The sequence below is a fragment of the Streptomyces sp. NPDC026417 genome (assembly GCF_055567695.1).
Map to the genome: position 1 here is coordinate 8618 of NZ_JBVHPY010000033.1, position 21991 is coordinate 30608.

At 72.7% G+C, this 21991-nt stretch carries 23 protein-coding genes and 1 riboswitch; of the genes, 12 read left to right on the plus strand and 11 right to left on the minus strand.

From position 1 onward, the window contains the following. Positions 1 to 661: alcohol dehydrogenase catalytic domain-containing protein (locus ACZ4NT_RS34805; protein WP_467729161.1), on the minus strand; the 661-nt coding region annotated here is incomplete at its 3' end. Positions 662 to 753: 92 nt separating this feature from the next. After that, positions 754 to 1920 carry an FAD-dependent oxidoreductase gene (locus ACZ4NT_RS34810; RefSeq protein WP_467729163.1) on the minus strand — a complete coding sequence of 389 codons (1167 nt, stop codon included), beginning with the start codon at positions 1918 to 1920 and terminating at the stop codon, positions 754 to 756. Positions 1921 to 2072: 152 nt separating this feature from the next. Between ACZ4NT_RS34810 and ACZ4NT_RS34815 the strand changes: the two genes are divergently transcribed. Continuing rightward, a complete protein-coding gene (locus ACZ4NT_RS34815) occupies positions 2073 to 2768 on the plus strand; it encodes a pentapeptide repeat-containing protein (RefSeq protein WP_121402229.1) in 696 nt (231 codons plus the stop codon). A gap of 69 nt (positions 2769 to 2837) precedes the next feature. Here ACZ4NT_RS34815 and ACZ4NT_RS34820 read toward each other — a convergent pair whose 3' ends face one another. Continuing rightward, positions 2838 to 3338 carry a hypothetical protein gene (locus ACZ4NT_RS34820; protein ID WP_121402230.1) on the minus strand — a complete coding sequence of 167 codons (501 nt, stop codon included), beginning with the start codon at positions 3336 to 3338 and terminating at the stop codon, positions 2838 to 2840. A 7-nt stretch (positions 3339 to 3345) separates the two neighbouring features. On the opposite strand from ACZ4NT_RS34820, the gene ACZ4NT_RS34825 reads away from it, so the two are divergent. Beyond that, positions 3346 to 4776, plus strand: coding sequence for a M1 family metallopeptidase (locus ACZ4NT_RS34825; protein WP_467729211.1), 1431 nt, complete (start codon positions 3346 to 3348; stop codon positions 4774 to 4776). Between the two features lie 12 nt (positions 4777 to 4788). Here the strand turns inward: ACZ4NT_RS34825 and ACZ4NT_RS34830 are convergent, their stop codons facing one another. Both ACZ4NT_RS34830 and ACZ4NT_RS34835 read right to left on the minus strand, forming a co-directional pair. Beyond that, on the minus strand, positions 4789 to 5328 hold the full coding sequence (locus ACZ4NT_RS34830) for a GNAT family N-acetyltransferase (RefSeq protein ID WP_467729166.1): 540 nt from the start codon (positions 5326 to 5328) through the stop codon (positions 4789 to 4791). 100 nt (positions 5329 to 5428) lie between these two features. After that, positions 5429 to 6004 carry a TerD family protein gene (locus ACZ4NT_RS34835; protein WP_121402233.1) on the minus strand — a complete coding sequence of 192 codons (576 nt, stop codon included), beginning with the start codon at positions 6002 to 6004 and terminating at the stop codon, positions 5429 to 5431. A gap of 193 nt (positions 6005 to 6197) precedes the next feature. Here ACZ4NT_RS34835 and arfB point away from each other — a divergent pair, with 193 nt between their 5' ends. Then, positions 6198 to 6635, plus strand: coding sequence for an alternative ribosome rescue aminoacyl-tRNA hydrolase ArfB (gene arfB / locus ACZ4NT_RS34840; protein ID WP_121402234.1), 438 nt, complete (start codon positions 6198 to 6200; stop codon positions 6633 to 6635). Positions 6636 to 6729: 94 nt separating this feature from the next. Continuing rightward, a complete protein-coding gene (locus tag ACZ4NT_RS34845) occupies positions 6730 to 7005 on the plus strand; it encodes a DUF1876 domain-containing protein (protein WP_121404657.1) in 276 nt (91 codons plus the stop codon). Positions 7006 to 7019: 14 nt separating this feature from the next. Here ACZ4NT_RS34845 and ACZ4NT_RS34850 read toward each other — a convergent pair whose 3' ends face one another. Continuing rightward, positions 7020 to 7607: a flavin reductase family protein gene (locus ACZ4NT_RS34850; RefSeq protein WP_121404658.1), complete on the minus strand. Its 588-nt coding sequence runs from the start codon at positions 7605 to 7607 to the stop codon at positions 7020 to 7022. A 414-nt stretch (positions 7608 to 8021) separates the two neighbouring features. On the opposite strand from ACZ4NT_RS34850, the gene cdgB reads away from it, so the two are divergent. Then, the gene (gene cdgB, locus ACZ4NT_RS34855) at positions 8022 to 9704 is read left to right on the plus strand and encodes a diguanylate cyclase CdgB (RefSeq protein WP_121402235.1); all 1683 of its coding nucleotides are present in this window, start codon (positions 8022 to 8024) and stop codon (positions 9702 to 9704) included. Positions 9705 to 9821: 117 nt separating this feature from the next. Next, positions 9822 to 10790: a CBM35 domain-containing protein gene (locus tag ACZ4NT_RS34860; RefSeq protein WP_121402236.1), complete on the plus strand. Its 969-nt coding sequence runs from the start codon at positions 9822 to 9824 to the stop codon at positions 10788 to 10790. Positions 10791 to 10836: 46 nt separating this feature from the next. On the opposite strand, the gene ACZ4NT_RS34865 is transcribed toward ACZ4NT_RS34860, so the two are convergent. From ACZ4NT_RS34865 to ACZ4NT_RS34875, 3 genes are all read right to left on the minus strand, one after another. Beyond that, positions 10837 to 11853, minus strand: a complete 1017-nt coding sequence (locus tag ACZ4NT_RS34865; protein ID WP_121402237.1) for a 1-phosphofructokinase — start codon at positions 11851 to 11853, stop codon at positions 10837 to 10839. Between the two features lie 146 nt (positions 11854 to 11999). Then, the gene (gene nagA, locus ACZ4NT_RS34870; RefSeq protein ID WP_467729171.1) at positions 12000 to 13172 is read right to left on the minus strand and encodes an N-acetylglucosamine-6-phosphate deacetylase; all 1173 of its coding nucleotides are present in this window, start codon (positions 13170 to 13172) and stop codon (positions 12000 to 12002) included. Next, a complete protein-coding gene (locus ACZ4NT_RS34875) occupies positions 13172 to 14122 on the minus strand; it encodes an ROK family protein (RefSeq protein ID WP_121402238.1) in 951 nt (316 codons plus the stop codon). Before ACZ4NT_RS34875 ends, nagA begins: the two co-directional genes overlap by 1 nt. A gap of 112 nt (positions 14123 to 14234) precedes the next feature. On the opposite strand from ACZ4NT_RS34875, the gene ACZ4NT_RS34880 reads away from it, so the two are divergent. The 3 genes from ACZ4NT_RS34880 (at position 14235) to otsB (ending at position 16734) form a co-directional block, all read left to right on the plus strand. Beyond that, entirely contained in the window at positions 14235 to 15500 is a 1266-nt protein-coding gene (locus ACZ4NT_RS34880; RefSeq protein ID WP_467729173.1) for an ABC transporter substrate-binding protein, read from the plus strand. 86 nt (positions 15501 to 15586) lie between these two features. Further along, the gene (locus ACZ4NT_RS34885) at positions 15587 to 15814 is read left to right on the plus strand and encodes a DUF3263 domain-containing protein (protein ID WP_121404660.1); all 228 of its coding nucleotides are present in this window, start codon (positions 15587 to 15589) and stop codon (positions 15812 to 15814) included. 65 nt (positions 15815 to 15879) lie between these two features. Continuing rightward, positions 15880 to 16734, plus strand: coding sequence for a trehalose-phosphatase (gene otsB, locus ACZ4NT_RS34890; RefSeq protein ID WP_467729175.1), 855 nt, complete (start codon positions 15880 to 15882; stop codon positions 16732 to 16734). Positions 16735 to 16810: 76 nt separating this feature from the next. On the opposite strand, the gene ACZ4NT_RS34895 is transcribed toward otsB, so the two are convergent. Beyond that, a complete protein-coding gene (locus tag ACZ4NT_RS34895; RefSeq protein ID WP_467729177.1) occupies positions 16811 to 18214 on the minus strand; it encodes an alpha,alpha-trehalose-phosphate synthase (UDP-forming) in 1404 nt (467 codons plus the stop codon). A 98-nt stretch (positions 18215 to 18312) separates the two neighbouring features. Next, positions 18313 to 19257, minus strand: a complete 945-nt coding sequence (locus tag ACZ4NT_RS34900; protein WP_121402241.1) for a glucosyl-3-phosphoglycerate synthase — start codon at positions 19255 to 19257, stop codon at positions 18313 to 18315. Positions 19258 to 19425: 168 nt separating this feature from the next. Further along, a riboswitch (SAM riboswitch) is annotated at positions 19426 to 19583 on the plus strand. A 17-nt stretch (positions 19584 to 19600) separates the two neighbouring features. On the opposite strand from ACZ4NT_RS34900, the gene thrC reads away from it, so the two are divergent. The 3 genes from thrC to ACZ4NT_RS34915 all read left to right on the plus strand — a co-directional run bounded on the left by thrC (position 19601) and on the right by ACZ4NT_RS34915 (position 21793). After that, complete coding sequence (thrC, locus tag ACZ4NT_RS34905; RefSeq protein ID WP_121402242.1) at positions 19601 to 20905, plus strand: threonine synthase; 1305 nt, start codon at positions 19601 to 19603, stop codon at positions 20903 to 20905. Beyond that, positions 20902 to 21180: a MoaD/ThiS family protein gene (locus ACZ4NT_RS34910; RefSeq protein WP_121402243.1), complete on the plus strand. Its 279-nt coding sequence runs from the start codon at positions 20902 to 20904 to the stop codon at positions 21178 to 21180. Before thrC ends, ACZ4NT_RS34910 begins: the two co-directional genes overlap by 4 nt. A 409-nt stretch (positions 21181 to 21589) precedes the next feature. Next, complete coding sequence (locus ACZ4NT_RS34915) at positions 21590 to 21793, plus strand: cold-shock protein (RefSeq protein WP_005315736.1); 204 nt, start codon at positions 21590 to 21592, stop codon at positions 21791 to 21793. Positions 21794 to 21991: the final 198 nt, after the last annotated feature.

A 21991-nucleotide genomic window follows, 5' to 3' on the forward strand; every position in this document is an offset into this window, starting at 1 on the left:
CAACTCCTACCAGAAAGATGAGCCCCCCGCTCCCACCCGGCTTCCCCCCCCCCCCCCCCTCCCCCCCCCCCCCCCGGGCCCCCCCCCCCCCCCCCCCCCCCCCGCCCCCCCCCCGGGCCACCTTCGCGGGCCCGCCCGCCAGACCGATCACGGTGGCGCCCGTGCGGACCGCGTACTGCACGAGCAGGGTGCCGATACCGCCCGCGGCGGCCGGGATCAGGACCACGGCACCGGGTCCGAGCTCGGCGAACTGCAGGATCCCCAGCGCGGTGCGGCCCGTGCCGATCATGGCGACCGCCGCCGCGAAGTCCAGGTTCTCCGGGATCTCGTGCAGGCGGCCGGCGTCGGTGACGGCCAGTTCGGCGTAGCCGCCGGGCGCGAAACCGAGGTGGGCGACGACCCGCCGGCCGAGCAGATCCCCGGGGACGTCCTCGCCGAGGGACTCCACGACGCCGGCGACCTCGCGGCCGGGGATCGTGGGCAGTTCGGCGGGCCGCGGCGCCGGGCCCTGCATTCCCTCGCGCAGGGCCGTGTCCAGGAGGTGCACGCCCGCCGCGGCCACGGCGACCCGGACCTGGCCAGGACCCGGCCGGGGATCCTCGGTCTCCTCGAACACCAGGTTCTCGGCGGGACCGAAGGCGTGCAGGCGTACGGCGTGCATGGCGGGCTCCTCGATACGTGGTCGTGGCGCGCGCGGGCGGCCCGTGTTCCGGTCCGCGGCCGCGCGTGCCCTGAGGAGGCCAGCCTTCAACCTCAGGCTTGCTTGAGGTCAAGTCGCTCCCGGAGGCGCAGGGCCAGGGACACCGCTTCCAGGGCGCTGTTGAACGACACCTCCGACAGCACACCCGGCGCCGCGACCTGGTCACCGGCCAGATAGACGCCGTCCCCCCGGTCCACGGCGGGCCGGTCGCGCCAGCTGGTCCCCGGCAGGTCGACCGCACCCGTGCGGCCCTGCGCGACGGCCTCCCGGCGCCAGGTCACGCGTGCACGCCAGCCCGGGAATCCCAGGTCGAGCAGCTCCTCGGCGCGCGCCACGCCCTCGGAGCGCGGCGCGTGCGGCGCGATCGGGATCTGCCCCTGGACGAGCTGCTCGCCGGCCGGCGCGAGCGTGCGGTCCTGTGCCGTGAAGCGCTCCAGCCATCCGGGCGCGTCCAGGTCGGAGACGGCGAACGCGTCGCCGCGGCGGGTGCGGACGGCCAGGTCGATCAGCGCCGTGCGGCCTCCGGTCCAGGTCAGCGTCTCGTCCCGCAGCAGGCGGCGGGCCGCGTCGAGGGAGGTGGCGACGACGACCGGCCCCCGGTCCACGGGGACGGCGTCGACGCGGGACAAGGTCTCCACCCGTACGCCGAGGTTCCAGGCGCGGGCCGCCATCCGGTCGATGACGCTCGCCCAGCCGCCGCGCGGGTAGTGCGCCTCCGGGGGCAGCCGGGTGGCCCGCCGCAGCCGCTCCTGCACGAACGCCGCCGACAGTGAGCCGGGGTCGTGATGGAAGACGGCGACGGCTGCGTAGTGCGCGGCGGCACGCGCGCCCTCCTCGCCCGCCTCACGGGTCGCCCAGGTCAGGAAGTCGCTGTCCACGGGCGCCTGCCGGGACGACCGGCGCAGCAGCCTGAGCATCGCCACCGGCGGCGTGCGGCGCAGCACTCCGCGGTGGCGCAGCCGCAGCCGGGTGGCCTCCAGGGGCGGCAGCGGCGCGAGCGGGCCGATCAGGTTGCGCTGCCCCAGCCAGGTCCAGTGGGGGCCGCCGCGGTAGAGGGCGTGCGGGCCCTCGTTCGTCCGGTAGGGCCCCTCGGCGGTGCGGGCCCGGCCGCCGAGGGTGTGGTGCGCCTCGTACACGGTGACCTTGGCGCCTGCCTCGGCGGCCGTGATGGCGGCGGTGAGTCCGGCGAAGCCGCCGCCGACGACGGTGATGCGGTGCATGACTGGAATCTCCCTCTGATCACGGTCCGGGTCCGGGCCCGGGGCGGCCGGGTGTCCCTGCACGAGGACCGATCCAGGGCGCCGGAATGTGACATCGGCCGGAGGACCCGCAGGTCGGGGCCGGTGTCGGTGGTCCGGTGCACCATGGGGGCATGGTGCGGAGAGCTGCGGGCGGGACGAGCGGGTCGGTGAAGGGTGCGCGGCGGCCGGAGGTGCGGCTGCCGCCCCTGGAGCCCTACGGGGGCGGCGGGTTGGAGCCCGACGGGGACTACGACGGGCTGCGGTTCCAGGAGGCGGACTTCGCCGGGCAGGACGGCGGGGGAGCCCGCTTCATGGACTGCGCGCTCACGGCCTGCGTCCTGGACGAGACGCGGCTGCCGCACGTCCGCGTGCTCGATTCCGTCCTGACGGGCGTGCGGGGCGTGGGCACGGACCTCTCCGGGGCGATGCTGCGCGACGTCGAGCTGGTCGACGCCCGCATGGGAGGAGTGCAGCTGCACGGCTCCGTGCTGGAGCGGGTACTGGTGCGCGGCGGCAAGATCGACTACCTGAATCTGCGCAAGGCCCGGCTCAGGGACGTGGTCTTCGAGGGCTGTGTGCTGGCCGAGCCGGACTTCGGCGGCGCCACCCTGGAGCGGGTGGAGTTCGTCGGCTGTGTCCTGAAGGGGGCGGACTTCAGCGCGGCGACCCTGAAGGACGTCGATCTGCGGGCGGCGGCGGAGCTGGACCTCGTGCGTGGGGTGGACCGGCTGGCGGGTGCGGTGATCAGCCCGGCCCAGCTGATGGATCTGGCGCCGCTGCTGGCGGCGGAGCTGGGACTGCGGGTGCTGGGCGCCGGCCGGGAGTGAGCGCGCCGGGCCGGCCGGGGCGGGGGGCGCGGGCGGTCCGGGGGATCCCGCGCCGAGGCGCCGGCGGGGTCAGCCGATCCGCGGGAAGCGGGCCTGGAGGGTCCAGATCGCCGGGTTGTCGGCGAGGCCCTCGTGCAGGTCGGTGAGGTCGGCGAGCAGATCGTGCAGGAAGTCGCGGGCCTCGCGGCGCAGTTCGGTGTGGGAGAAGGTCAGCGGCGCCTCCTCGACGGGCATCCAGTCGGCCTCGATGTCCACCCAGCCGAAGCGCCGCTCGAACAGCATCCGGTCGGTGGACTCGGTGAAGTCGAGCTCGGCGTGCTGCGGTCGGGAGGCGCGGCTGCCGCGCGGGTCCCGGTCGAGCAGTTCCACGATGTCGCACAGCGCCCACGCGAAGTCGAGCACCGGCACCCATCCCCAGGCTGTGGACAGCTCCCGGTCCGCCTTGGTGTCGGCGAGGTAGACGTCGCCGCAGAACAGGTCGTGCCGCAGCGCGCGCACGTCGGCGCGGCGGTAGTCGGTCTGCGGGGGATCGGGGAAGCGGTTGGAGAGGGCGTAGCCGATGTCGAGCACGTAGGTGATGGTGTCACGCCCTCGTAGGATCACGGACGTGCCCCGATCTTCCGTCTGCGTACCCTTTGCCCTGGCCGCGGCCCTGTCGCTCACCGCGTGCGGCGGGGGTGTCGAGGGCACCCCCGGCGCCTCGGGCGTACGCGACCCGTACTTCCCCAGGGCGGGCAACGGCGGGTACGACGTCACGCACTACGACCTCACCCTGGCGTACGACCCCGGCAGCCGCGAGCTCACCGGGAGCGCCGGGATCACCGCGCGCGCCACGCAGGACCTGAGCGCGTTCAACCTGGATCTGAAGGGGCTGGACGTCACCACCGTCAGCGTGGAGGGGCGCGGCGCCCGCTGGAACCGCACCGGCCAGGAGCTGACGGTGCGCCCGCACGACGACCTGGACCGGGGCGAGACGTTCCACGTGCGGGTCGGCTACGCGGGCTCGCCGGAGACGATCACCGATCCGGACGGCTCCGAGGAGGGCTGGCTGCCGACCGCCGACGGCGCCCTGGCCCTCGGCGAACCCACCGGGTCGACGGCGTGGTTCCCCGGCAGCCACCACCCGAGCGACAAGGCGTCGTACGACATCGCGGTCACCGTCCCGGCGGGACTGCGGGCGGTCTCCAACGGAGAGCTGCGGAGCGAGACGGTGCACGGGGGCCGCAGGACGTCCCGCTGGCACACGGCGGAGCCGATGGCGAGCTACCTGGCCATGGTCGCGATCGGCCGGTTCGACGTCCGGCGCTCGACGACGAAGCGGGGGCTGCCGGTGTACGTCGCGGTGGATCCGGCGCAGGCGGCCGAGAGCGCCGGGGTGCTGAAGCGGCTGCCCGAGGTCCTCGCGTGGGAGGAGGGCGCCTTCGGCCGGTACCCCTTCTCCTCCGCCGGCGCGGTCGTCGACGACGCGGACGGCGTCGGTTACGCCCTGGAGACCCAGAACCGTCCCGTCTTCCCGGTCGCCCCCGACCTCGCGACCCTCGTCCACGAGCTGGCCCACCAGTGGTTCGGCAACTCCGTCACCCCGAAGTCCTGGCAGGACATGTGGCTCAACGAGGGGTTCGCCACCTACGCGGAGTGGCTCTGGGAGGAGGAGCACGGCGGGGACACGGCCGACGAGACCTTCGACGCCCTCTACCGGGGCGACCCCGACGACCCCGAGGCCGCCGAGGCGGTCTGGGCCTTCCCGCCCGCGGATCCCCCCGACGCCGCCCGCATCTCCGACAGCCCGGTCTACGAGCGCGGCGCCATGGTCCTGCACAAGATCCGCGAGACCGTCGGCGACGACCGCTTCCGCGCCCTCGTCCGGGGCTGGGCCGCGGCCCACCGGCACGGCAACGCGAGCACCGCCGACTTCACGGCCTACGTCGAGAAGGCGGCGCCGGACCGGGACTTCGACGCGATCTGGCGGGACTGGCTGTACGGGGAGGGCAGACCGGACCGCCCGTGAGGACGGCGGACGTCAACGCGCGGTCTGCGCACCGCCGTCCGCCAGGGACTTGCGCAACACCGCGCAGGGGCGGCCCTGTTGCAGGTCCCTGCGATGACCGATGACCTCGTAGCCGAGGGCTCTCCAGAAGGCGAGCGCCCCGGGGTTGTTGTCGAGGGCGGCCAGCCGTACGGCGGTGCGGCCCGAGGCGCGGAGCCGGTCCTCGACGAGCGAGGCCAGCCGCCGGCCGTGCCCTCTGCGCTGCGCGCCCGCGTCGACCAGGAGCAGACCGATCCAGGGGTCGGGGTCGGCCGGGTCGGGATGGTGCGCGAGGGTGATCGCGACCCCGAGCAGCCGTCCGGCGCCGCGGGCGAGCAGGACCTCCACGCCCGGGTGGGCCAGCTCCCCGGCGAGCGCCGCCGCGACCTGCTCCGGGCGGATGTCGTCCGCGTCCGGGAAGTCCCCGCTCAGGGCGTAGAAGTCACGGTTGGAGGCGTAGAGCGCGGTCAGCTCCGTGAGCAGCGGGGCGGGGAGGCCGCCGCCGGGCGCCGGGCGCAGGGGTTCGAGGATCACGGGGGCAAACTACCGCCGCCGCGCGGACGGGAGGCGGGCCGGAGCACGCCGAAGCCCCCGGCCGTCCGGCCGGGGGCTTCGGCGAGTCGGGCGGAACGGGTCAGACGCTGACGCCGAAGTCCTGGGCGATGCCGACCAGGCCCGATGCGTAACCCTGGCCGACCGCGCGGAACTTCCACTCGGCGCCGTTGCGGTAGAGCTCGCCGAAGACCATGGCCGTCTCCGTCGCCGCGTCCTCGGACAGGTCGTAGCGGGCGATCTCCGCGCCGCCGGCCTGGTTCACGATGCGGATGTAGGCGTTGCGGACCTGGCCGAAGTTCTGCGAGCGGTTCTCGGCGTCGTAGATCGAGACCGGGAAGACGATCTTCTCGACGTCGGCCGGGAGGCCGGCCAGGTTGACGTTGATGGCCTCGTCGTCGCCCGCGCCCTCGCCCGTGCGGTTGTCACCGGTGTGGACGATGGTCTGGTCCGGGGTCTGCTTGTTGTTGAAGAAGACGAAGTGACCGTCCGAGTAGACCTTGCCCTGCGGGTTGACCGCGATGGCCGAGGCGTCGAGGTCGAAGTCGGTACCGGTGGTGGTGCGGACGTCCCAGCCGAGGCCCACGGTGACGGCGGTCAGGCCCGGAGCCTCCTTGGTGAGCGAGACGTTGCCACCCTTGGACAGGCTTACAGCCATTGTTGGGAGTCCCTTCCCTCGTTGCGTACGCGCTCGGTGCCCGTACGTATGGGCTTCGTACGGCACGAAGCTACAGCTACCCCTATGAACGTCGAGGGAGGTACCGGAGGTTCCAGGTCTCTTTACTTTCTTTACCCGAAGAGGCGTACGGCCCCGGAAAAGCGGGTGACGCGGACCGGACGGGCACGCGACCATGGACCCCATGTCCGGTCCTTACGTCATCCGCGGCTCCGTCTCCCTGCCCGAGGCCGAGCTCATGTGGCGTTTCTCGCGCTCCTCGGGACCCGGCGGCCAGCACGTCAACACCTCGGACTCCCAGGTCGAGCTCCGGTTCGACCTCGCGAAGACCGAGGCGCTGCCGCCGGTGTGGAAGGAGCGCGCCCTCGACAGGCTGGCCGGGCGTCTCGTCGACGGGGTCGTCAGCGTGCGCGCCTCCGAGCACCGCTCGCAGTGGCGCAACCGCGAGACCGCGGCCGTACGGCTCGCCTCCCTGCTCGCCGAGGCGAGCGCGCCGCCGCCCAGACCCCGCCGCGCCACCCGCATCCCCCGCGGGATCAACGAACGCCGGCTGCGCGAGAAGAAGCAGCGCTCCGACACCAAGCGGGGCCGCTCCGGACGCGACTGGGGATAGGGGCCGCCGCTCGGTGCGCCCACGGACCCGCGACGTCGTGCGCGCGCCGGATTCCGGGCCCATGCTGGAAGCAGGGGATCCGGAGGTGAGCGTGATGGCGCAGACCGCTGTCGGATGGCACATCGAGCTGGAATTCGAGGAGGACTCCCACCGCACGAGGGCCGCGGCACTGGTGCGGCTCGCCGACGGGAGCGAGGTGCGGGCGCACGGGTACTCCAGCCGCCACCCCTCCGACGCCAACCAGCCGAGGGTGGGCGAGGAGGTGGCGGGCGCCAGGGCACTCAACGAACTGGCGATGAAGCTGCTGACCAAGGCGCACGACGAGATCGACGAGGCCTCGGGCCGGACCTCGCATCCGCTGAGGAACTGACCCGGCCGCGGCGGCTAGCCCAGCTGCCGGTAGCGGCCCTTGAAGTACGTCAGCGGGCCGCCGTCGGCGCTCGGCACCGCAGCCGTCAGAACCCGGCCGATGACGAGGGTGTGGTCGCCCGCCGTCACGCGCTGCTCCGTGCGGCACTCCAGGGTGGCCAGGGCGCCGCCGACCAGGGGCGCCCCGGACTCCTTGCCGCGCAGGTACGGGATGTCCTCGAAGAGCAGCCGGTCGCTGATCCGGCCCTTCATGGCGAAGCGGCCGGCGACATGGCGCTGGCTCTCGGAGAGCACGGAGACCGCCCAGTGGGGCTGCTCGGCGAGCAGGTCGTCCATCCGGGAGCCCTCCCGCAGTCCCACCATGACCAGGGGCGGGTCCAGGGACACGGACATGAAGGACGTCGCCGTCATGCCGACGTCCTCGCCTCCGGGACCGTCCGGGTCCAGCGCGGGCTCGTGCGCGGTCACCAGGACCACGCCCGCGGCCAGCCGGGACATGACGGCGCGGAACTCGTCGTTGCTCACCCCATCAGCATGCCCGTCGGCACCCGGCGGGGCGGACCGGGGGGAGTCGGTGGCGGCGGGAGCGGCGGCGGGGGAGATCTTCAGCACGGGATGACGCTAGTCTCCGCTCCCGGACCGCCGCATCGGACCAGGGGCCGAACCGGGTCCTAGGACCACCGGCGGACTCCGCGGCACCCCTGCTCCGCGGCACCGCGGGAAAAGGGGCCCGCGCGCCCGTCCGGTCACATACGCTCACAGCCCGCACACACTTCCCGTGAGATGCGGACGGTAAACGCACAGTGAAAATGCAGAAACCCCACTCAATTGCTCATGTTCTGCTGTGACTTGAGTCACAGGAGCCATATTTTGTTGACCCTGTGTACCGAGTGGGCAGCGCGCTGTGATTCAGTGGCGGGGACGATGCACGAAGCTACGAGTACAGCTACCAACCAGTAAGCCGAGTCACGCCGAAGAGAACCCTGGAGTTGCTGCGAGGTCTCGGGGGGAGGGCGCATGGAGACCGAGTCGGAGCCGTACGTCCGCCTTACGACCCTGCGACAGCTGCACCAGGTGATGGCGGACATGAACACCGCCCGGAGCCTGGCCGACACGCTGCAGACCGTCGCCGACGGCGTGGTCAACGGCCTCGGCTACGAGCTGGCCTGCGTCAACCTGGTCCGCCCCGACGGCGACCTCGTGGTGGCCGCGCTCGCCGGGAACTCCGCGGCCGAGGCCCTGATCACCGGCCGGGTCGGCTCCCGCGCCTCCTGGGACCGCCGGCTGAACATGGGCGAGGCCTGGGGCGACCTGCGGTTCATACCGCACACCGAGGGCTGGGTCCTCGACGAGGACGACGTGCCGCAGTGGTACACCGACGGCCCCGCGCCCCGCTTCGAGGACGAGTGGCACCCCTCCGACCGCCTCTTCGCGCCGATGTACACCCCCGGGGTCTCCGGCGCCCGCTGCGGCGAGCTGATCGGCGTGCTCTCCGTGGACCGGCCGCGCAACGGCCGCCGGCCCGGCGCCTGGGGCCGCGAGGCCCTCCAGATGTACGCGTTCCAGGCCGCCATCGCGATCAGCAACGCCCGGCTGCGCGCCAACATGCAGCGCGCCCTGGTCCGCCTGGAGCGCGAGCAGCAGGCCCTGCGCGCCAGCGAGGAAAGCTTCCGGCAGGCCTTCGAGTACGCCCCTTCCGGCATGGCCATCGCCGAGATGGGCGGCGACCAGCACGGCCGGATCCTGCGCACCAACGACGCCCTGTGCCGCCTCCTCGGCCGCCCCGCCTCCGCGATGCGCCGCTACTCCTTCTCCGACCTCGTCCACCCCGAGGACATAGGCACCCTGCTCCGGACCTCCGCCGAGGGCGGCCGGGCCGAGCTGCGCCTCGGCCGCCGCGACGGCACCTACGTCTGGGTCAGCCTGCGCAACTCGGTCGTCGCGGACGCCGCCGACGGGCCCCGCTTCCTGCTCACCCACGTCGAGGACATCGAGGAGCGCAAGCGCCGCGAGCTGCAGCTCGCCCACCGCGCCTCGCACGACTCCCTCACCGGCCTGCCGAACTCCGCCGAACTGCGCTCCCGGCTCGGCTCCCGGCTCTGCCAGCGCCCGCTCTCCCTGCCGCCCGGCGCGGTCGCCTCGCTGGACGCGGCGTACGGCGCCTACCCGCCGGAGCACCCGGCGGCCTTCGACCAGGAGGCCCACGGCCACGGCTTCGACTTCCGGCCGGAACCGGGCCCGTACGACGGGTTCGACCACCACGTGCACACCGTCGCGCCCGAGGGCGAGACCGACGACGGCACCAAGGGCCTCGCGGTGCTCTTCTGCGACCTCGACGGCTTCAAGTCGATCAACGACCGCTTCGGGCACAACGCGGGCGACGCGGTGCTCGTGGAGGTCGCCCGGCGGCTGACCAACGTCGTGCGCGACGGGGACACGGTCGCCCGGCTCGGCGGCGACGAGTTCGTGGTCCTCGCCGACGGACTCGGCCGGGCCGACGCGCAGGACCTCGCCGTGCGGCTGCGCAACGCGATCATCCCGCCCATCCGGGTCGACGGAAGGGCCGTCCGGGTGGGCGCCAGCTTCGGCATCGGATGGGCACACTGCGGGATGACGGCGGACGAGGTCTTGAAATCCGCTGACGAGCGGATGTACGTAGAGAAACGGTCTCGTCCCAAACAGCATCGACGTGCGGGATAACACGCTGGTCAGTGGGTCGATGAGGGCTGAGTCACCCGTTTGGGTCCGTCGGAGCGGGTAGGCTCGCCATTCATCCACGTACCGCATCCGACCCGCACCGCTGAGGAGTACCAAGGGATGACGCCCGGCAACAACGGCGCGAGCACGCCCGAGGACGACGACCCGTTCGGCTACCTGTATGCCGATGGCCAGGCCGCCGGCGCACAGCCGCCGAGCGGTGGCTACGGCTATCCAGGCTCCGTCAACAGGGTGCGCGCGGTGGGCGAGCGGCAGTACGGCCAGCAGGCCACGTACGGCCAGCAGGCCACGACGTACGGCCAGCAGGCGCCGACCGCGCAGTACGGCCAGCAGGTCCCGCAGCAGCAGTACGGCCAGCCGAGCCCGCAGCGCGGAGCACCCGAGACCGCCTCCGGCGGAGCCGTCACCAGCCGCACGCCCATGGTGGGCGACGGCGGCGGGCGGGGCCGGGGCCCCAACACCAGGGGGCTGCTGATCGGCGCGATCGCCGTGGTCGCGGCCGTCGTCGTCGGCATCGGTGTCGTGATGCTCGGCGGCGACTCGGACGACGCCAAGGACGACAGCGCGGGCGGCTCCACCCCGACGGCCTCGCAGAGCGCCGAGCCCAGCAAGTCCTCGGGCGGACAGGTCGACGACGAGGCCGAGCTGCCCACGATCGACGCCAAGGCCCTCCGCCTGGACGGCGCGACCACGGCGTCCGACGTGAAGGGTGCCAAAGCGGCCGGCGGCGTCTATGTGACGAACTTCAACCAGGTCGGCGCCGCCGTCACCTGGAACGTGAGCGGCATCCCGAAGGCCGGCAAGTACACCGTGTACACGGGCTACAGCGTGCCCGGCAAGGACGCCACCGCCACCCTCACGGTCAACGGCAAGCCCCAGACCACTCCGCTCTCCCTCAAGAACTGGGCGGAGGCCCCGGAGGGGGACTACGAGAAGGGCTGGACGAAGACCTACAACTACGTCCAGCTCAACAAGGGCACCAACACGGTCAAGATCTCCTGCGAGGAGGGCAACCAGTGCGACGCCCTCCTCGACCAGATGTGGCTGGTGAGGGGCTGGAAGGGCTAGTCCCTTCCCGGCGCGGAGGAGCCAGGCCCCTCCCTGCGCGGAGGGGCTAGGCGCTCCCCCGCGCGTCCGGGCCCGCGGGGCGGGACGCCCCGCGCAGGACCCGCCCGCCGGGCCGGGCGGTGAGGGTCCGGGGCTGGGCCGCGTCGGTCTCCCGGGTCACCGTCACCCGGTCCAGCAGGTCCTCGTAGGCCTCCCGGTCGAACTCGCCCGCCGCGGGCGCCAGGACGGTCGCCGCCGAGAGCGCGACGGCCCGGATCAGGCGCTCCGGCCACGGCAGACGCTCCACCAGACCCGACAGCAGGCCCGCGACCGCCGAGTCGCCCGCCCCGGTCGGGTTGCCCCGGACGCGGTGCGGCGGGGCCGCCCGCCAGCGGCCCTCGGCGTTCACCGCGAGCAGGCCCTCCGCGCCCAGCGAGGCCACCACGGCGCGGGCACCGCGCCTGCAGGCGTCCCGGGTGGCCTGCTGCGGATCGTGTGAGCCGGTCAGCTCGGCCAGTTCGTCGGTGTTCGGCTTGACGATGTCCGGGCGGGCCCCCAGCCCCCGCCGCAGTGGCTCCCCGCTGGTGTCGAGCAGCACCGGGACCGCCGCGGCGCGGGCGGCCCGGACGAGCCCCGCGTACGCGCCGACCGGCACTCCCGGCGGCAGGCTGCCGCACAGGGCCACCGCGGACGCGGAGCGCAGCAGCACCCCGTACGCCTCCTGGAACGCGGCCCACTCGGCGGACGTGATCGTCGGGCCGGGCTCGTTCAGCTGGGTCGTGTCGCCCGTCGCGGCGTCCGCCACCGCTATCGTCCGCCGGGTCGGCCCCGCCACCGGGAGCAGGGCGTCGACGACGCCCGGCACCTGTGCGAGCCGGCCCCGCAGGACGCCGCCGGTGGCACCGCCCGCGAAGCCGGTCACCGTCACCTCGTGGCCGAGGGCGGCGAGCACCCGGGCCACGTTGAGCCCTTTGCCGCCCGGCCGTTCGGCCACCTCGGTCACCCGGTGCGAGGTGTGCGGCGTCAGAGCCGGCACGCGATAGGTGATGTCGAGAGCGGTGTTCAGCGTGACCGTGAGGATCACCTGGGCCGACCTCCCCAGGAGTCGTGGTGGCGAAGAACGCGTCCGCCCGTGCGTGCGGAGACACGATCATGCCAAAGACAACGGCGGCAGGCCCAGTCCCCGGGCCCGCCGCCGTACCGCTCCGAGCGCTCCAACGGGAGCACGTGTCACCCCAGTTGGGGACGAACCACCCAATCGCCCTGCCGCAGCACACCCTTGACCTCGAACTGCGCGTCCAGCACCACCAGGTCGGCGTCCTTGCCCGCCTCCAGGGACCCCACCCGGTCGGACAGGCCGAGCAGCCTGGCCGGGTTGGCGGACAGGGCGGCCACGACGTCCTCCACGGGCAGCCGGTCCACGGTGACCGCCCGCCGGAAGGCGCGGTCCAGGGTGAGGGTGGAGCCCGCGATCGAGCCGCCCTCGACCAGGCGGGCGACACCGTCCGCCACCTCCACCTCCAGCGGGCCGAGCATGTAGCGGCCGTCGCCGAAGCCGGCCGCGTCCATGGCGTCGGTGATGAACGCGACCCGGTCCGGGCCCGCGTGGTGGAACGCCAGTTCCAGGGCGGCCGGGTGCAGATGGGTGCCGTCGTTGATCAGCTCGACCGTGACCCGCTCGTCCTCCAGGAGGGCGGCGATCGGGCCGGGGGAGCGATGGCCGAGTGCCGGCATCGCGTTGAACAGGTGCGTCGCCACGGTGGCCCCCGCGTCGATGGCCGCCTGCGTCTGCTCGTACGTCGCGTCGGTGTGTCCGATGGCCGCGATCACGCCGTGCTCCGCCAGCAGGCGTACGGAGTCGATGCCGCCCGGCAGCTCGGTGGCGAGCGTGACCATCCGGGCCCGGCCGCGCGCCGCGTCGATCAGCTTGCGGACCTCGGCCGGGTCGGGGTCGCGCAGCAGTTCCTCGGAGTGGGCGCCCTTGCGGCACGGGGAGATGAAGGGGCCCTCGAAGTGGATGCCCGCGATGTCGCCCTGCTCGGCGAGTTCGGACAGCAGCCCGGCACGCTGGGCGAGCCCGTCCATGTCGCCGGTGACGGTGGAGGCGACGAGGGTGGTCGTGCCGTGCAGCCGGTGGGTGTGGACGCCCTTGAGGACCTCCTCGACGGTGCCCGAGGTGAAGGACGCGCCGCCGCCCCCGTGGTTGTGCATGTCGACGAAGCCGGGCACCAGCCAGTGGCCCGTGAGGTCGTGGTGCTCCACGTCCCCGGGGACCTCGGCGGGCTCCGTTCCGGGGGGACCCCCGCCGGTGATCCGTGCGCCGTCGACGACCAGGTGGCCGCCGTCCACGATCCCGGTGGGCAGGACCACCCGGGCGCCGGCGAGAACCTTGCTAGGGGCCATCAGGTGGTTACCTCCGAGCGGACGGTGATGTCGGTTTCGAGTAGATCCCAGGCCAGGAGTCCGGCACCCAGACATCCGGCCGTGTCGCCGAGAGCCGCGGGAACGAGGGACGGCAGCTTCTGGAAGGTGACGCGCTGCTCGACGGCGGCCCGCAGCGGGGCGAACAGGGTCTCCCCGGCCTCGGCGAGCCCGCCCCCGATGATGAGGGTGCGCGGGTCCAGCAGGGTCAGCGCCGTGACGAGCCCGTCGGCGAGGGCGTCGACGGCGTCCTGCCAGACCCGTACGGCCCGCTCGTCCCCGCGCTCCACGGCAGCCGCGCAGTCCGCCGCGTCGGCCTCCGGGATCCCGGACACCGCCCCCCAGGCCTGGCTGACGGCCGCCGCGGAGGCGTACCGCTCCAGGCAGCCGCGCTGCCCGCACGGGCACGGGGTCCCTCCCGGCCGCACGACGATGTGGCCGATCTCCCCGGCGAAGCCGTGCGCGCCCGCCTCGACCCTGCCGTCGATGCCGATCGCGCCGGCGATGCCGGTGCCGAGCGGGACGAACAGGAACCGGTCGGTGCCGTGGCCCGCGCCGATCCGGCCCTCGGCGAGCCCGCCGGTGCGCACGTCGTGCCCGAGGGCCACCGGCACGCCGTCCAGCCGCTCGCTGAGCAGCCGGCGCAGGGGGAGGTCGCGCCAGCCGAGGTTGGCCGAGTACACCGCGAGGCCCCGGGCGGAGTCGACGATGCCGGGGACGGCAACGCCGGCGGCCGCGGCCGGCTCGCCGAGGTGCCGCTCGCCGTGCGCCGCCAGCTCCGCCGCGAAGTCGAGGATCGTCCCGACGACGGCGTCGGCGCCGCGCTCGCGGCCGGTCGCCCGGCGGGCCTCGTGGAGCAACGCGCCGCCGGGCCCCACGAGGGCGGCCTTCATCCCGGTGCCGCCCACGTCGAGGGCGATGACATGTTTCACGGGGGACAGTGTCGCCCCTTACCCCTGGAGAGGTCTAGTCCACTCACGTGGTGTAGACCTTGTATCCAAACTTTGGGACAACAGGACTAGACAACAGGGTTGGGGACGAGCGGTGCAGCGGCGTAGGACAGGACTGATCGCGGTGGTGTCCGCACTGGGCATGACGGCGGCACTCGCAGGCTGCGGCGGCTCGTCCGGCTCGGAGGACGTGACGCTGCGTCTGGTGGCCGCGGACTACGGCGACTCCGCCGCGAACAGCTCCAAGAAGTACTGGGACGGGCTGGTCGAGGACTTCGAGGCCGGGCACCCGGGGATCAAGGTCGAGGTCAGCGTCTACTCCTGGAACGACGTGGACCGCAAGGTCAGGGAGATGGTCGACGCCGGCAAGGCGCCCGACCTGGCCCAGATCGGCGCCTACGCCGACTACGCGGCCAAGGGCGAGCTGTACGAGGCCGACGACCTGCTCTCGATACGCACCCAGGCCGACTTCGTCTCGCAGCTGAGCGACGCGGGCGAGATGACGCGGGTCCAGTACGGCATGCCCTTCGCCGCCTCCACGCGTCTGCTCTTCTACAACAAGAAGCTGTTCTCCGAGGCCGGCCTCACCCCGCCGAAGACGTGGAGCGAGCTCGCGGCCGACGCCAAGGCGCTCAGGGCCGAGGGCGTGAAGACCCCCTACGCGCTGCCGCTCGGCCCCGAGGAGGCGCAGGCCGAGACCATGCAGTGGCTGCTCAGCGGGGGCGGCGGCTACACCCAGGACGTCGGCACCTACGCCATCGACTCCCCGGAGAACGTCAAGACCTTCGACTGGCTCAAGGACGAGCTGGTCGGCAAGGGCCTCACCGGGCCGGTCGCGCCGGCCAGGCTGAACCGCGCCGACGCCTTCGCCGCCTTCGCCCGCGGCGAGGTCGGCATGCTCAACGGGCATCCCACGCTGATGAAGGCGGCGGCGGCCAAGGGCGTGAAGTTCGGCATGGTGCCGATGCCCGGCGTCGACGGCAGGGACCGGGCCACGATGGGTGTCGCCGACTGGATGATGGCCTTCAAGCAGAACGGGCACCGGGAGCAGGTGGGCGACTTCCTCGACTTCGTCTACAGCACGAAGAACGTGCTGGCCTTCTCCCACGAGTACGACCTGCTGCCGGTGACCACGTCCGCGTCGGAGGCCATGGCCGCCGACAGCAACGACAAGGACCTGCGGACCTTCCTCCGGGAACTCCCCGCCTCCGAGCTCTACCCGGTCGGCAAGACCAGCTGGGCCGGCGTCAGCGCCGCCGTCAAGAAGGACATCGGCAAGGCCGTGGGCCCGGGCGGCAGTCCGTCGGCCGTCCTGGGCGAGCTCCAGCGCGAGGCCTCGATCGCGGAGAGCGCCGAGTAGTACGGGCCGCCGGGCGAGCGGTCGGCCGGCCGCCGCGGACGGGCCGCCGGGCGGTCGTGTCGGTGCCGGCGGCTACCGTGGCCGCCATGGAACAGCTCACCCCCCAGGAGCGCGCCGTCCTCGCGACGGAGCGCCGGAACTGGCCCGGGCCGGGCGCCAAGGAGCGGGCGATACGCGAGCAGCTCGGTCTCGTGCCGGTCAGGTACTACCAGCTGCTCAACGCGCTGCTCGACGACCCGCGGGCGCTCGCCCACGACCCGGTGACGGTCAACCGCCTCCGCCGGGTCCGGGAGGCCCGCCGGGCGGAACGCTGAGGCGGGCGGCCACCTGACGCGATGAGACATGCGTGCGTACGGCCTCGCGCGGATAGGGTCGTCGTATGGGCAGCCACGCGGACTCCACGGACTCCTTGCCGACGCCGGTGACCACGGCCGGGCGCGAGGGACTCGACGCCATCCTGGGACGGCCCGGCCGGGCCGTGATCGCTCTCGACTTCGACGGGACACTCGCCCCGATCGTCCCCGATCCCGACCAGGCCCGGGCCCACCCCGACGCGGTCCCCGCCCTCGCCGCCCTCGCCCCGAAGGTGGCGTCCGTGGCGGTCGTCACCGGCCGCCCGGCGGGCGTCGCGGTGCGCCACGGCGGCTTCGCGGGCGTCCCCGGCCTGGAGCACCTGGTGGTCCTCGGGCACTACGGCGCCGAGCGCTGGGACGCGGTGAGCGGCACGGTGAACGCGCCCGCACCGCACCCCGGGGTGGCGGCGGTCCGCGCCGAACTGCCCGGCTTCCTGGACGAGATCGGCGCCTGGCAGGGCACCTGGATCGAGGAGAAGGGCCGCGCCGTCGCCGTGCACACCCGGCGCGCGGCCGACCCGCAGGCCGCCTTCGAGGCCCTGCGCGGGCCCCTCGGGGAGCTCGCCGCCCGGCACGGGCTGATCGTCGAACCGGGCCGGATGGTCCTGGAGCTGCGGCCCCCGGGCGTGGACAAGGGCGTCGCCCTCACCGAGTACGTGCGCGAGACCGGTGCCGAGGCCGTCCTCTACGCCGGCGACGATCTGGGCGACCTGCCCGCCTTCGCCGCCGTCGACAAGCTCCGCTCCGACGGGGTGCCGGGCCTGCTGGTGTGCAGCGGCAGCTCGGAGGTCGCCGAGCTCGCCGAGCGGGCCGACCTCGTCGTCGACGGCCCGCCCGGAGTCGTGCGGCTCCTCGCGGCACTGGCCGGCCGGCTCGGCTGACTCCCCCGGCCCCGGTTCCGGGCGGGCGCCCGCCCGGACACCGCTTCGCGGTCCGGGGGCGCCGGTGCGGCGGAGCTCATGCCTCCAGCGCGTGCAGCTGGTCCAGGAACCAGCGGGCGGGCGGCAGGGCGGTCGCCGCGGCGGCCAGCCGCTTGCTGCGGGTGGCGCGCTCGTCCGCCGGCATCGTCAGGGCCTGGTGCAGCGCGCGTGCGGTGCCGACCACGTCGTACGGGTTCACCGTGATGGCGTCCTCGCCCAGCTCCTCGTGCGCCCCCGCCTCCCGGGAGAGCACCAGGACGCACCCCTGGTCGGAGACGACCGGCACCTCCTTGGCGACCAGGTTCATGCCGTCCCGGATCGGGTTGACCAGCGCCACGTCCGCGAGCCGGTACGCGGCCAGCGAGCGGGCGAAGTCGTCCTGGACGTGCAGCACGACCGGGGTCCAGCCGGGCGTCCCGTACGCGGCGTTGATCCGGTCCGCCACGCGCTGCACCTCGGCCGTGTACTCGCGGTACACCGCCAGGTCCTGCCGGGAGGGGTAGGCGAACGCGACGTGCACCACGCGCTCGCGCCACTCGGGGCGGTCCTCCAGCAGCTGCTCGTAGGCCAGCAGGCCCCGCACGATGTTCTTGGACAGCTCGGTGCGGTCGACCCGCACGATCGCCTTGCGCGGGGTGCCCTCGGGGGCCGTGCCGATCTGCTCGCGCAGCGCGGCCATCCGGTCGTCGACGTCCGCCTCGTGCGCCCGCCCGCGCAGGAAGTCCGCGTCCGCGCCCAGCCCGTGCACCCCGATCCGGGTGCCGCCCAGGCCTCCCGCCAGCTCGGTGCAGCACGCGGTGAACGCGTCCGCCCAGCGGCGGGTGAGGAAGCCCAGCCGGTCCGCGCCGAGCATCCCGCGCAGGACCTGCTCGGCGATGTCGTCGGGCAGCATCCGGAAGTAGTCGACCGGCGCCCACGGGGTGTGCGAGAAGTGCCCGATGCGCAGATCGGGCCGCAGCTCGCGGAGCATGCCGGGCACCAGCGTCAGGTGGTAGTCCTGCACCAGGACGGAGGCGCCGGAGGCCGCGGCCCCGGCCAGCGCGTCGGCGAAGGCCCTGTTGTACGTCTCGTACGCCGCCCACTGGCGCCGGAACTCCGCGTCGAAGGCCGGTTCGAGCGGCGTCTGGTACAGCATGTGGTGGACGAACCACAGCACCGAGTTCGCGATGCCGTTGTACGCGTCCGCGTGCACCGCGGCGTCGATGTCCAGCATCCGCACGCCGTCCTCGCCGACCCCGCGCCGTACCGCCTCGCGGTCCCCGTCGCCGAGGGCCGCGCACACCCACAGGGCGCCCGCGTCGGGACCGATCGCCGAGAGGCCCGAGACCAGCCCGCCCCCGCCGCGCCGGGCGTGGAGCGAGCCGTCCTCGTGTACCTGGTAGGAGACCGGGCCGCGGTTGGATGCGACAAGGATCTGGTGGTCACCGTGCGTGGAAGCCATAAGCCTCAACTTAGCCCGGCTCGTAAACGCTCAAACGTACGGACGAGGTCGGTACCGGCCGTATACGACCACCGGATCACCTTGCTCCGGACCCGGCTTCAAGCGACTCTGCGTGACCGGTACTCGGAGATCTCCGCCATCGGGGGCCGCTCCTCCGTGTCGACGGAGTGGGTGCGCGGCTCGAAGCCGTCCGCACCCCGCTCGAACTGGGTGAGCGCCGGGCGGATCAGGTGCCCGCGGGCCAGCCGCAGCTGCGCGGTGCGGTAGATCGCCGCCGCCATCCGGCCGAGTGCCTGCCCGTCCTGGTGGCGGTGCCTGCGCACCCCGACGTCGACCTGGGCGAGCGCGTCCAGTCCGACGAGGTGCAGGGCGTCGACCAGCATGCCCAGCTCCACCCCGTACCCCACCGGGAAGGGCAGCTGCTCCAGCAGCGAGCGGCGGGCCGCGTACTCACCGCCCAGCGGCTGCACGAAGCCCGCGAGCTGCGGCCAGTGCATGTTCAGGAGCGGGCGCGCCATGAGTTCCGTCACCCGGCCGCCCTGGCCCGCGGCGGAACCCAGCGGGCGGTCGTACATGGCCTTCACGAGGTCCACTCCCGGGTCGGTGAGCAGCGGCCCCACGATCCCGGTGACGAAGTCGGACGAGAACTCCTTGAGGTCGGCGTCGACGAAGCAGACGATGTCCCCGCTCGTCACGAGCAGTGACCGCCACAGGACCTCGCCCTTGCCGGGTACGGGCGCGAGGCGCGGCAGGATCGCGTCCCGGTGCACCACCCGGGCGCCCGCCGCGGCGGCCACCTCCGAGGTGCGGTCGGTGGAGCCCGAGTCGACGACGACTATCTCGTCGACGAGCGGGACCTGCTGCATGAGGTCGTGGCGGATGACGGCGACGATCTCGCCGACGGTCTCCTCCTCGTTCAGCGCGGGCAGCACGACGCTGACCGTCGAGCCCGTGGTGCGTTTGGCGGCCATCAGCTGATGGAGCGGGCGATCGGTCACGGACCAGGAGCGCGTGCTCAGCCAGCGCTCGACTTCTTCCAGCACAGCCTGCGGCTCCTCACTGTCTGATCACACGCACTGTCGGGGTGTGATCCATCTCGCGGTTCGGACGACTATCTCAACTGTCCTGGCCTTCGGTTACAGTCTTGAACAACGCGGATGACCATCGCATGTCCTGGTTCGGGCACCGCGTCGAGATCAACAACTGAACACCGCTCATCCAGAGGGGCAGAGGGATACGGCCCGTTGAAGCCCCGGCAACCCTCCAGCCGGTCTCGTCCTGATCATTGTCGATCAGCGCCGCGAGGCTCCCGGCTAGGGAAGGTGCCAAATCCGTCTCACGGCGAAGTGCGCCGTGAGGAAGATGAGGAGAAAGGGCCTCGCCTCCATGGCTGCGCAGACAGTTGCAAGCACCACGAACTCCCCCACGGCCGCGAACTCCGTCGACCTCGGCCCCGCCGCGGCGCTCTCCTGCCGCGAGTGCGGACACCGCGTGCCGCTCGGCCCGGTCTTCGCCTGCGAGGAGTGTTTCGGCCCGCTGGAGATCGCCTACGACTTCTCGGACTACGACACCGAGGAACTCCGCAAGCGCATCGAGGCGGGCCCCGCGAACATCTGGCGCTACGCGCCGCTGCTCCCCGTCCCGGCGGACGTCGCCGACAAGCCGAACATCAACCCGGGCTGGACCAAGCTCGTCCGGGCCGACAACCTCGCGCGCGAGCTGGGGGTCGACTCCGGCAAGCTCTTCGTCAAGGACGACTCCGGCAACCCGACGCACTCCTTCAAGGACCGCGTCGTCGCCCAGGCTCTGGAGGCCGCCCGCGCCTTCGGCTTCACCACCCTCTCCTGCTCCTCCACCGGCAACCTGGCGGGCGCCGTCGGCGCCGCCGCAGCCCGGGCCGGCTTCCGCTCCTGCGTGTTCATCCCGCACGACCTGGAGCAGGGAAAGATCGTCATGGCCGCGATCTACGGCGGCGAGCTCGTCGGCATCGAGGGCAACTACGACGACGTCAACCGTTTCTGCTCCGAGCTCATCGGCGACCCGGCCGGCGAGGGCTGGGGCTTTGTGAACGTCAACCTGCGGCCGTACTACGCGGAGGGCTCGAAGACCCTCGCGTACGAGATCTGCGAGCAGCTCGGCTGGCGGCTGCCGGACCAGCTCGTCGTGCCGATCGCCTCCGGCTCCCAGCTCACGAAGATCGACAAGGGCCTCCAGGAACTGATCAGGCTCGGCCTCGTCGAGGACCGGCCGTACAAGATCTTCGGCGCCCAGGCCGAGGGCTGCTCGCCGGTCTCCGTGGCCTACAAGGCGGGTCACGACGTCGTCCGGCCGCAGAAGCCGGACACGATCGCCAAGTCGCTCGCCATCGGCAACCCGGCCGACGGGCCGTACGTCCTCGACATCGCGCGCCGGACGGGCGGTGCGGTGGAGGATGTCGACGACGAGCAGGTCGTCGACGCGATCAAGCTGCTGGCGCGGACGGAGGGCATCTTCGCCGAGACGGCGGGCGGGGTGACCGTGGGTGTCACCAAGAAGCTGATCGAGAACGGCGTCCTGGACCCGACCCTGACGACGGTCGTCCTCAACACCGGTGACGGCCTCAAGACCCTCGACGCGGTGGCCGGCACCGGCCTGACCGCGACCATCCGCCCGAACCTGGACTCCTTCCGAGAGGCTGGCCTCGCATCATGAGCGTCAACGTTCGCATCCCCACCATCCTGCGCACCTACACGGGTGGCAAGGCCGAGGTGCCGGCCGAGGGCGCGACCCTCGCCGACGTCATCTCGGACCTGGAGAAGAAGCACACGGGCATCGCCGCGCGCGTCCTGGACGACCAGGGCAAGCTGCGCCGCTTCGTCAACGTGTACGTGAACGACGACGACGTGCGTTTCGAGCAGGGCCTGCAGACGCCGACGCCGGACGGCGCGGGCGTCTCGATCATTCCCGCGGTGGCCGGCGGCTGCTGATCACCGGCTGTTCAACCGGATTGCCCTCTCCGTAAGAGAAACGGAGGGGGCAATTCTGCATGGTTGACCACGGTACAGTTGGGGAAGCTGCTCCGCTTTCCATGCCGGGTGCATATGAACACCGGCGCGGTGCCCGACAAGAAGCAGCCAATGTGCCCGGCTTTTTTGAGCCCTTTATGGCATTTATGGGGCCCGACTTGCCCTGAATATGCGTGAATTCTCCGCATATCGGCGATCGCCCATGCCCAGAATTCTCGTCCGATTGACCTGTTGCAGACGGCAGTTGGACAGATACATTCAGCCGCGGTCGACGCGTTCCGGCGCACACCCCCAACCGTTGGGGGGTGAGGTCTGACCCGGATCCGCGAAGTGTGGATCTGTGCAAGGGCCAGTAATAGGGGAGTTAGGCATGGCTCAGGGCACCGTCAAGTGGTTCAACGCGGAGAAGGGGTACGGCTTCATCGCGGTCGACGGTGGTGCGGACGTCTTCGTGCACTACAGCGCGATTCAGATGGACGGCTACCGCACCCTTGAAGAGGGTCAGCGAGTGGAGTTCGAGATCTCGCAGGGCCAGAAGGGTCCGCAGGCGGACATGGTCAAACTCGCCGTCTGATCTCGGCGCGATCGGCCACCGACGCACGCACTCACGTCGAGGGGCCCGTATCCCATCAGGGGTACGGGCCCCTCGGGCGTTCCGGACCGGCCCGGGGGGGGGGGGGGGGGGCGCTGCCGGCGCCGAGGGGGGGGGGGGGGGGGGGGGGGAGGGGGGGTGCGCAGAGGAGCGGGGTCGGGGGGGGGGGCGTCGCCCTCC

What these genes read in the sequence shown, in the direction of transcription:
- ACZ4NT_RS34895 (WP_467729177.1), bottom strand. Translation starts at nt 18,214, where the DNA reads ATGGCTTCCACGCACGGTGACCACCAGATCCTTGTCGCATCCAACCGC.
- thrC (WP_121402242.1), top strand. Translation starts at nt 19,601, where the DNA reads ATGGCTGCGCAGACAGTTGCAAGCACCACGAACTCCCCCACGGCCGCG.
- ACZ4NT_RS34845 (WP_121404657.1), top strand. Translation starts at nt 6,730, where the DNA reads ATGGCGCAGACCGCTGTCGGATGGCACATCGAGCTGGAATTCGAGGAG.
- arfB (WP_121402234.1), top strand. Translation starts at nt 6,198, where the DNA reads ATGGACCCCATGTCCGGTCCTTACGTCATCCGCGGCTCCGTCTCCCTG.
- otsB (WP_467729175.1), top strand. Translation starts at nt 15,880, where the DNA reads ATGGGCAGCCACGCGGACTCCACGGACTCCTTGCCGACGCCGGTGACC.
- ACZ4NT_RS34885 (WP_121404660.1), top strand. Translation starts at nt 15,587, where the DNA reads ATGGAACAGCTCACCCCCCAGGAGCGCGCCGTCCTCGCGACGGAGCGC.
- ACZ4NT_RS34825 (WP_467729211.1), top strand. Translation starts at nt 3,346, where the DNA reads ATGGTGTCACGCCCTCGTAGGATCACGGACGTGCCCCGATCTTCCGTC.
- cdgB (WP_121402235.1), top strand. Translation starts at nt 8,022, where the DNA reads ATGGAGACCGAGTCGGAGCCGTACGTCCGCCTTACGACCCTGCGACAG.
- ACZ4NT_RS34910 (WP_121402243.1), top strand. Translation starts at nt 20,902, where the DNA reads ATGAGCGTCAACGTTCGCATCCCCACCATCCTGCGCACCTACACGGGT.
- ACZ4NT_RS34915 (WP_005315736.1), top strand. Translation starts at nt 21,590, where the DNA reads ATGGCTCAGGGCACCGTCAAGTGGTTCAACGCGGAGAAGGGGTACGGC.
- ACZ4NT_RS34815 (WP_121402229.1), top strand. Translation starts at nt 2,073, where the DNA reads ATGGTGCGGAGAGCTGCGGGCGGGACGAGCGGGTCGGTGAAGGGTGCG.
- nagA (WP_467729171.1), bottom strand. Translation starts at nt 13,172, where the DNA reads ATGGCCCCTAGCAAGGTTCTCGCCGGCGCCCGGGTGGTCCTGCCCACC.
- ACZ4NT_RS34810 (WP_467729163.1), bottom strand. Translation starts at nt 1,920, where the DNA reads ATGCACCGCATCACCGTCGTCGGCGGCGGCTTCGCCGGACTCACCGCC.
- ACZ4NT_RS34860 (WP_121402236.1), top strand. Translation starts at nt 9,822, where the DNA reads ATGACGCCCGGCAACAACGGCGCGAGCACGCCCGAGGACGACGACCCG.
- ACZ4NT_RS34835 (WP_121402233.1), bottom strand. Translation starts at nt 6,004, where the DNA reads ATGGCTGTAAGCCTGTCCAAGGGTGGCAACGTCTCGCTCACCAAGGAG.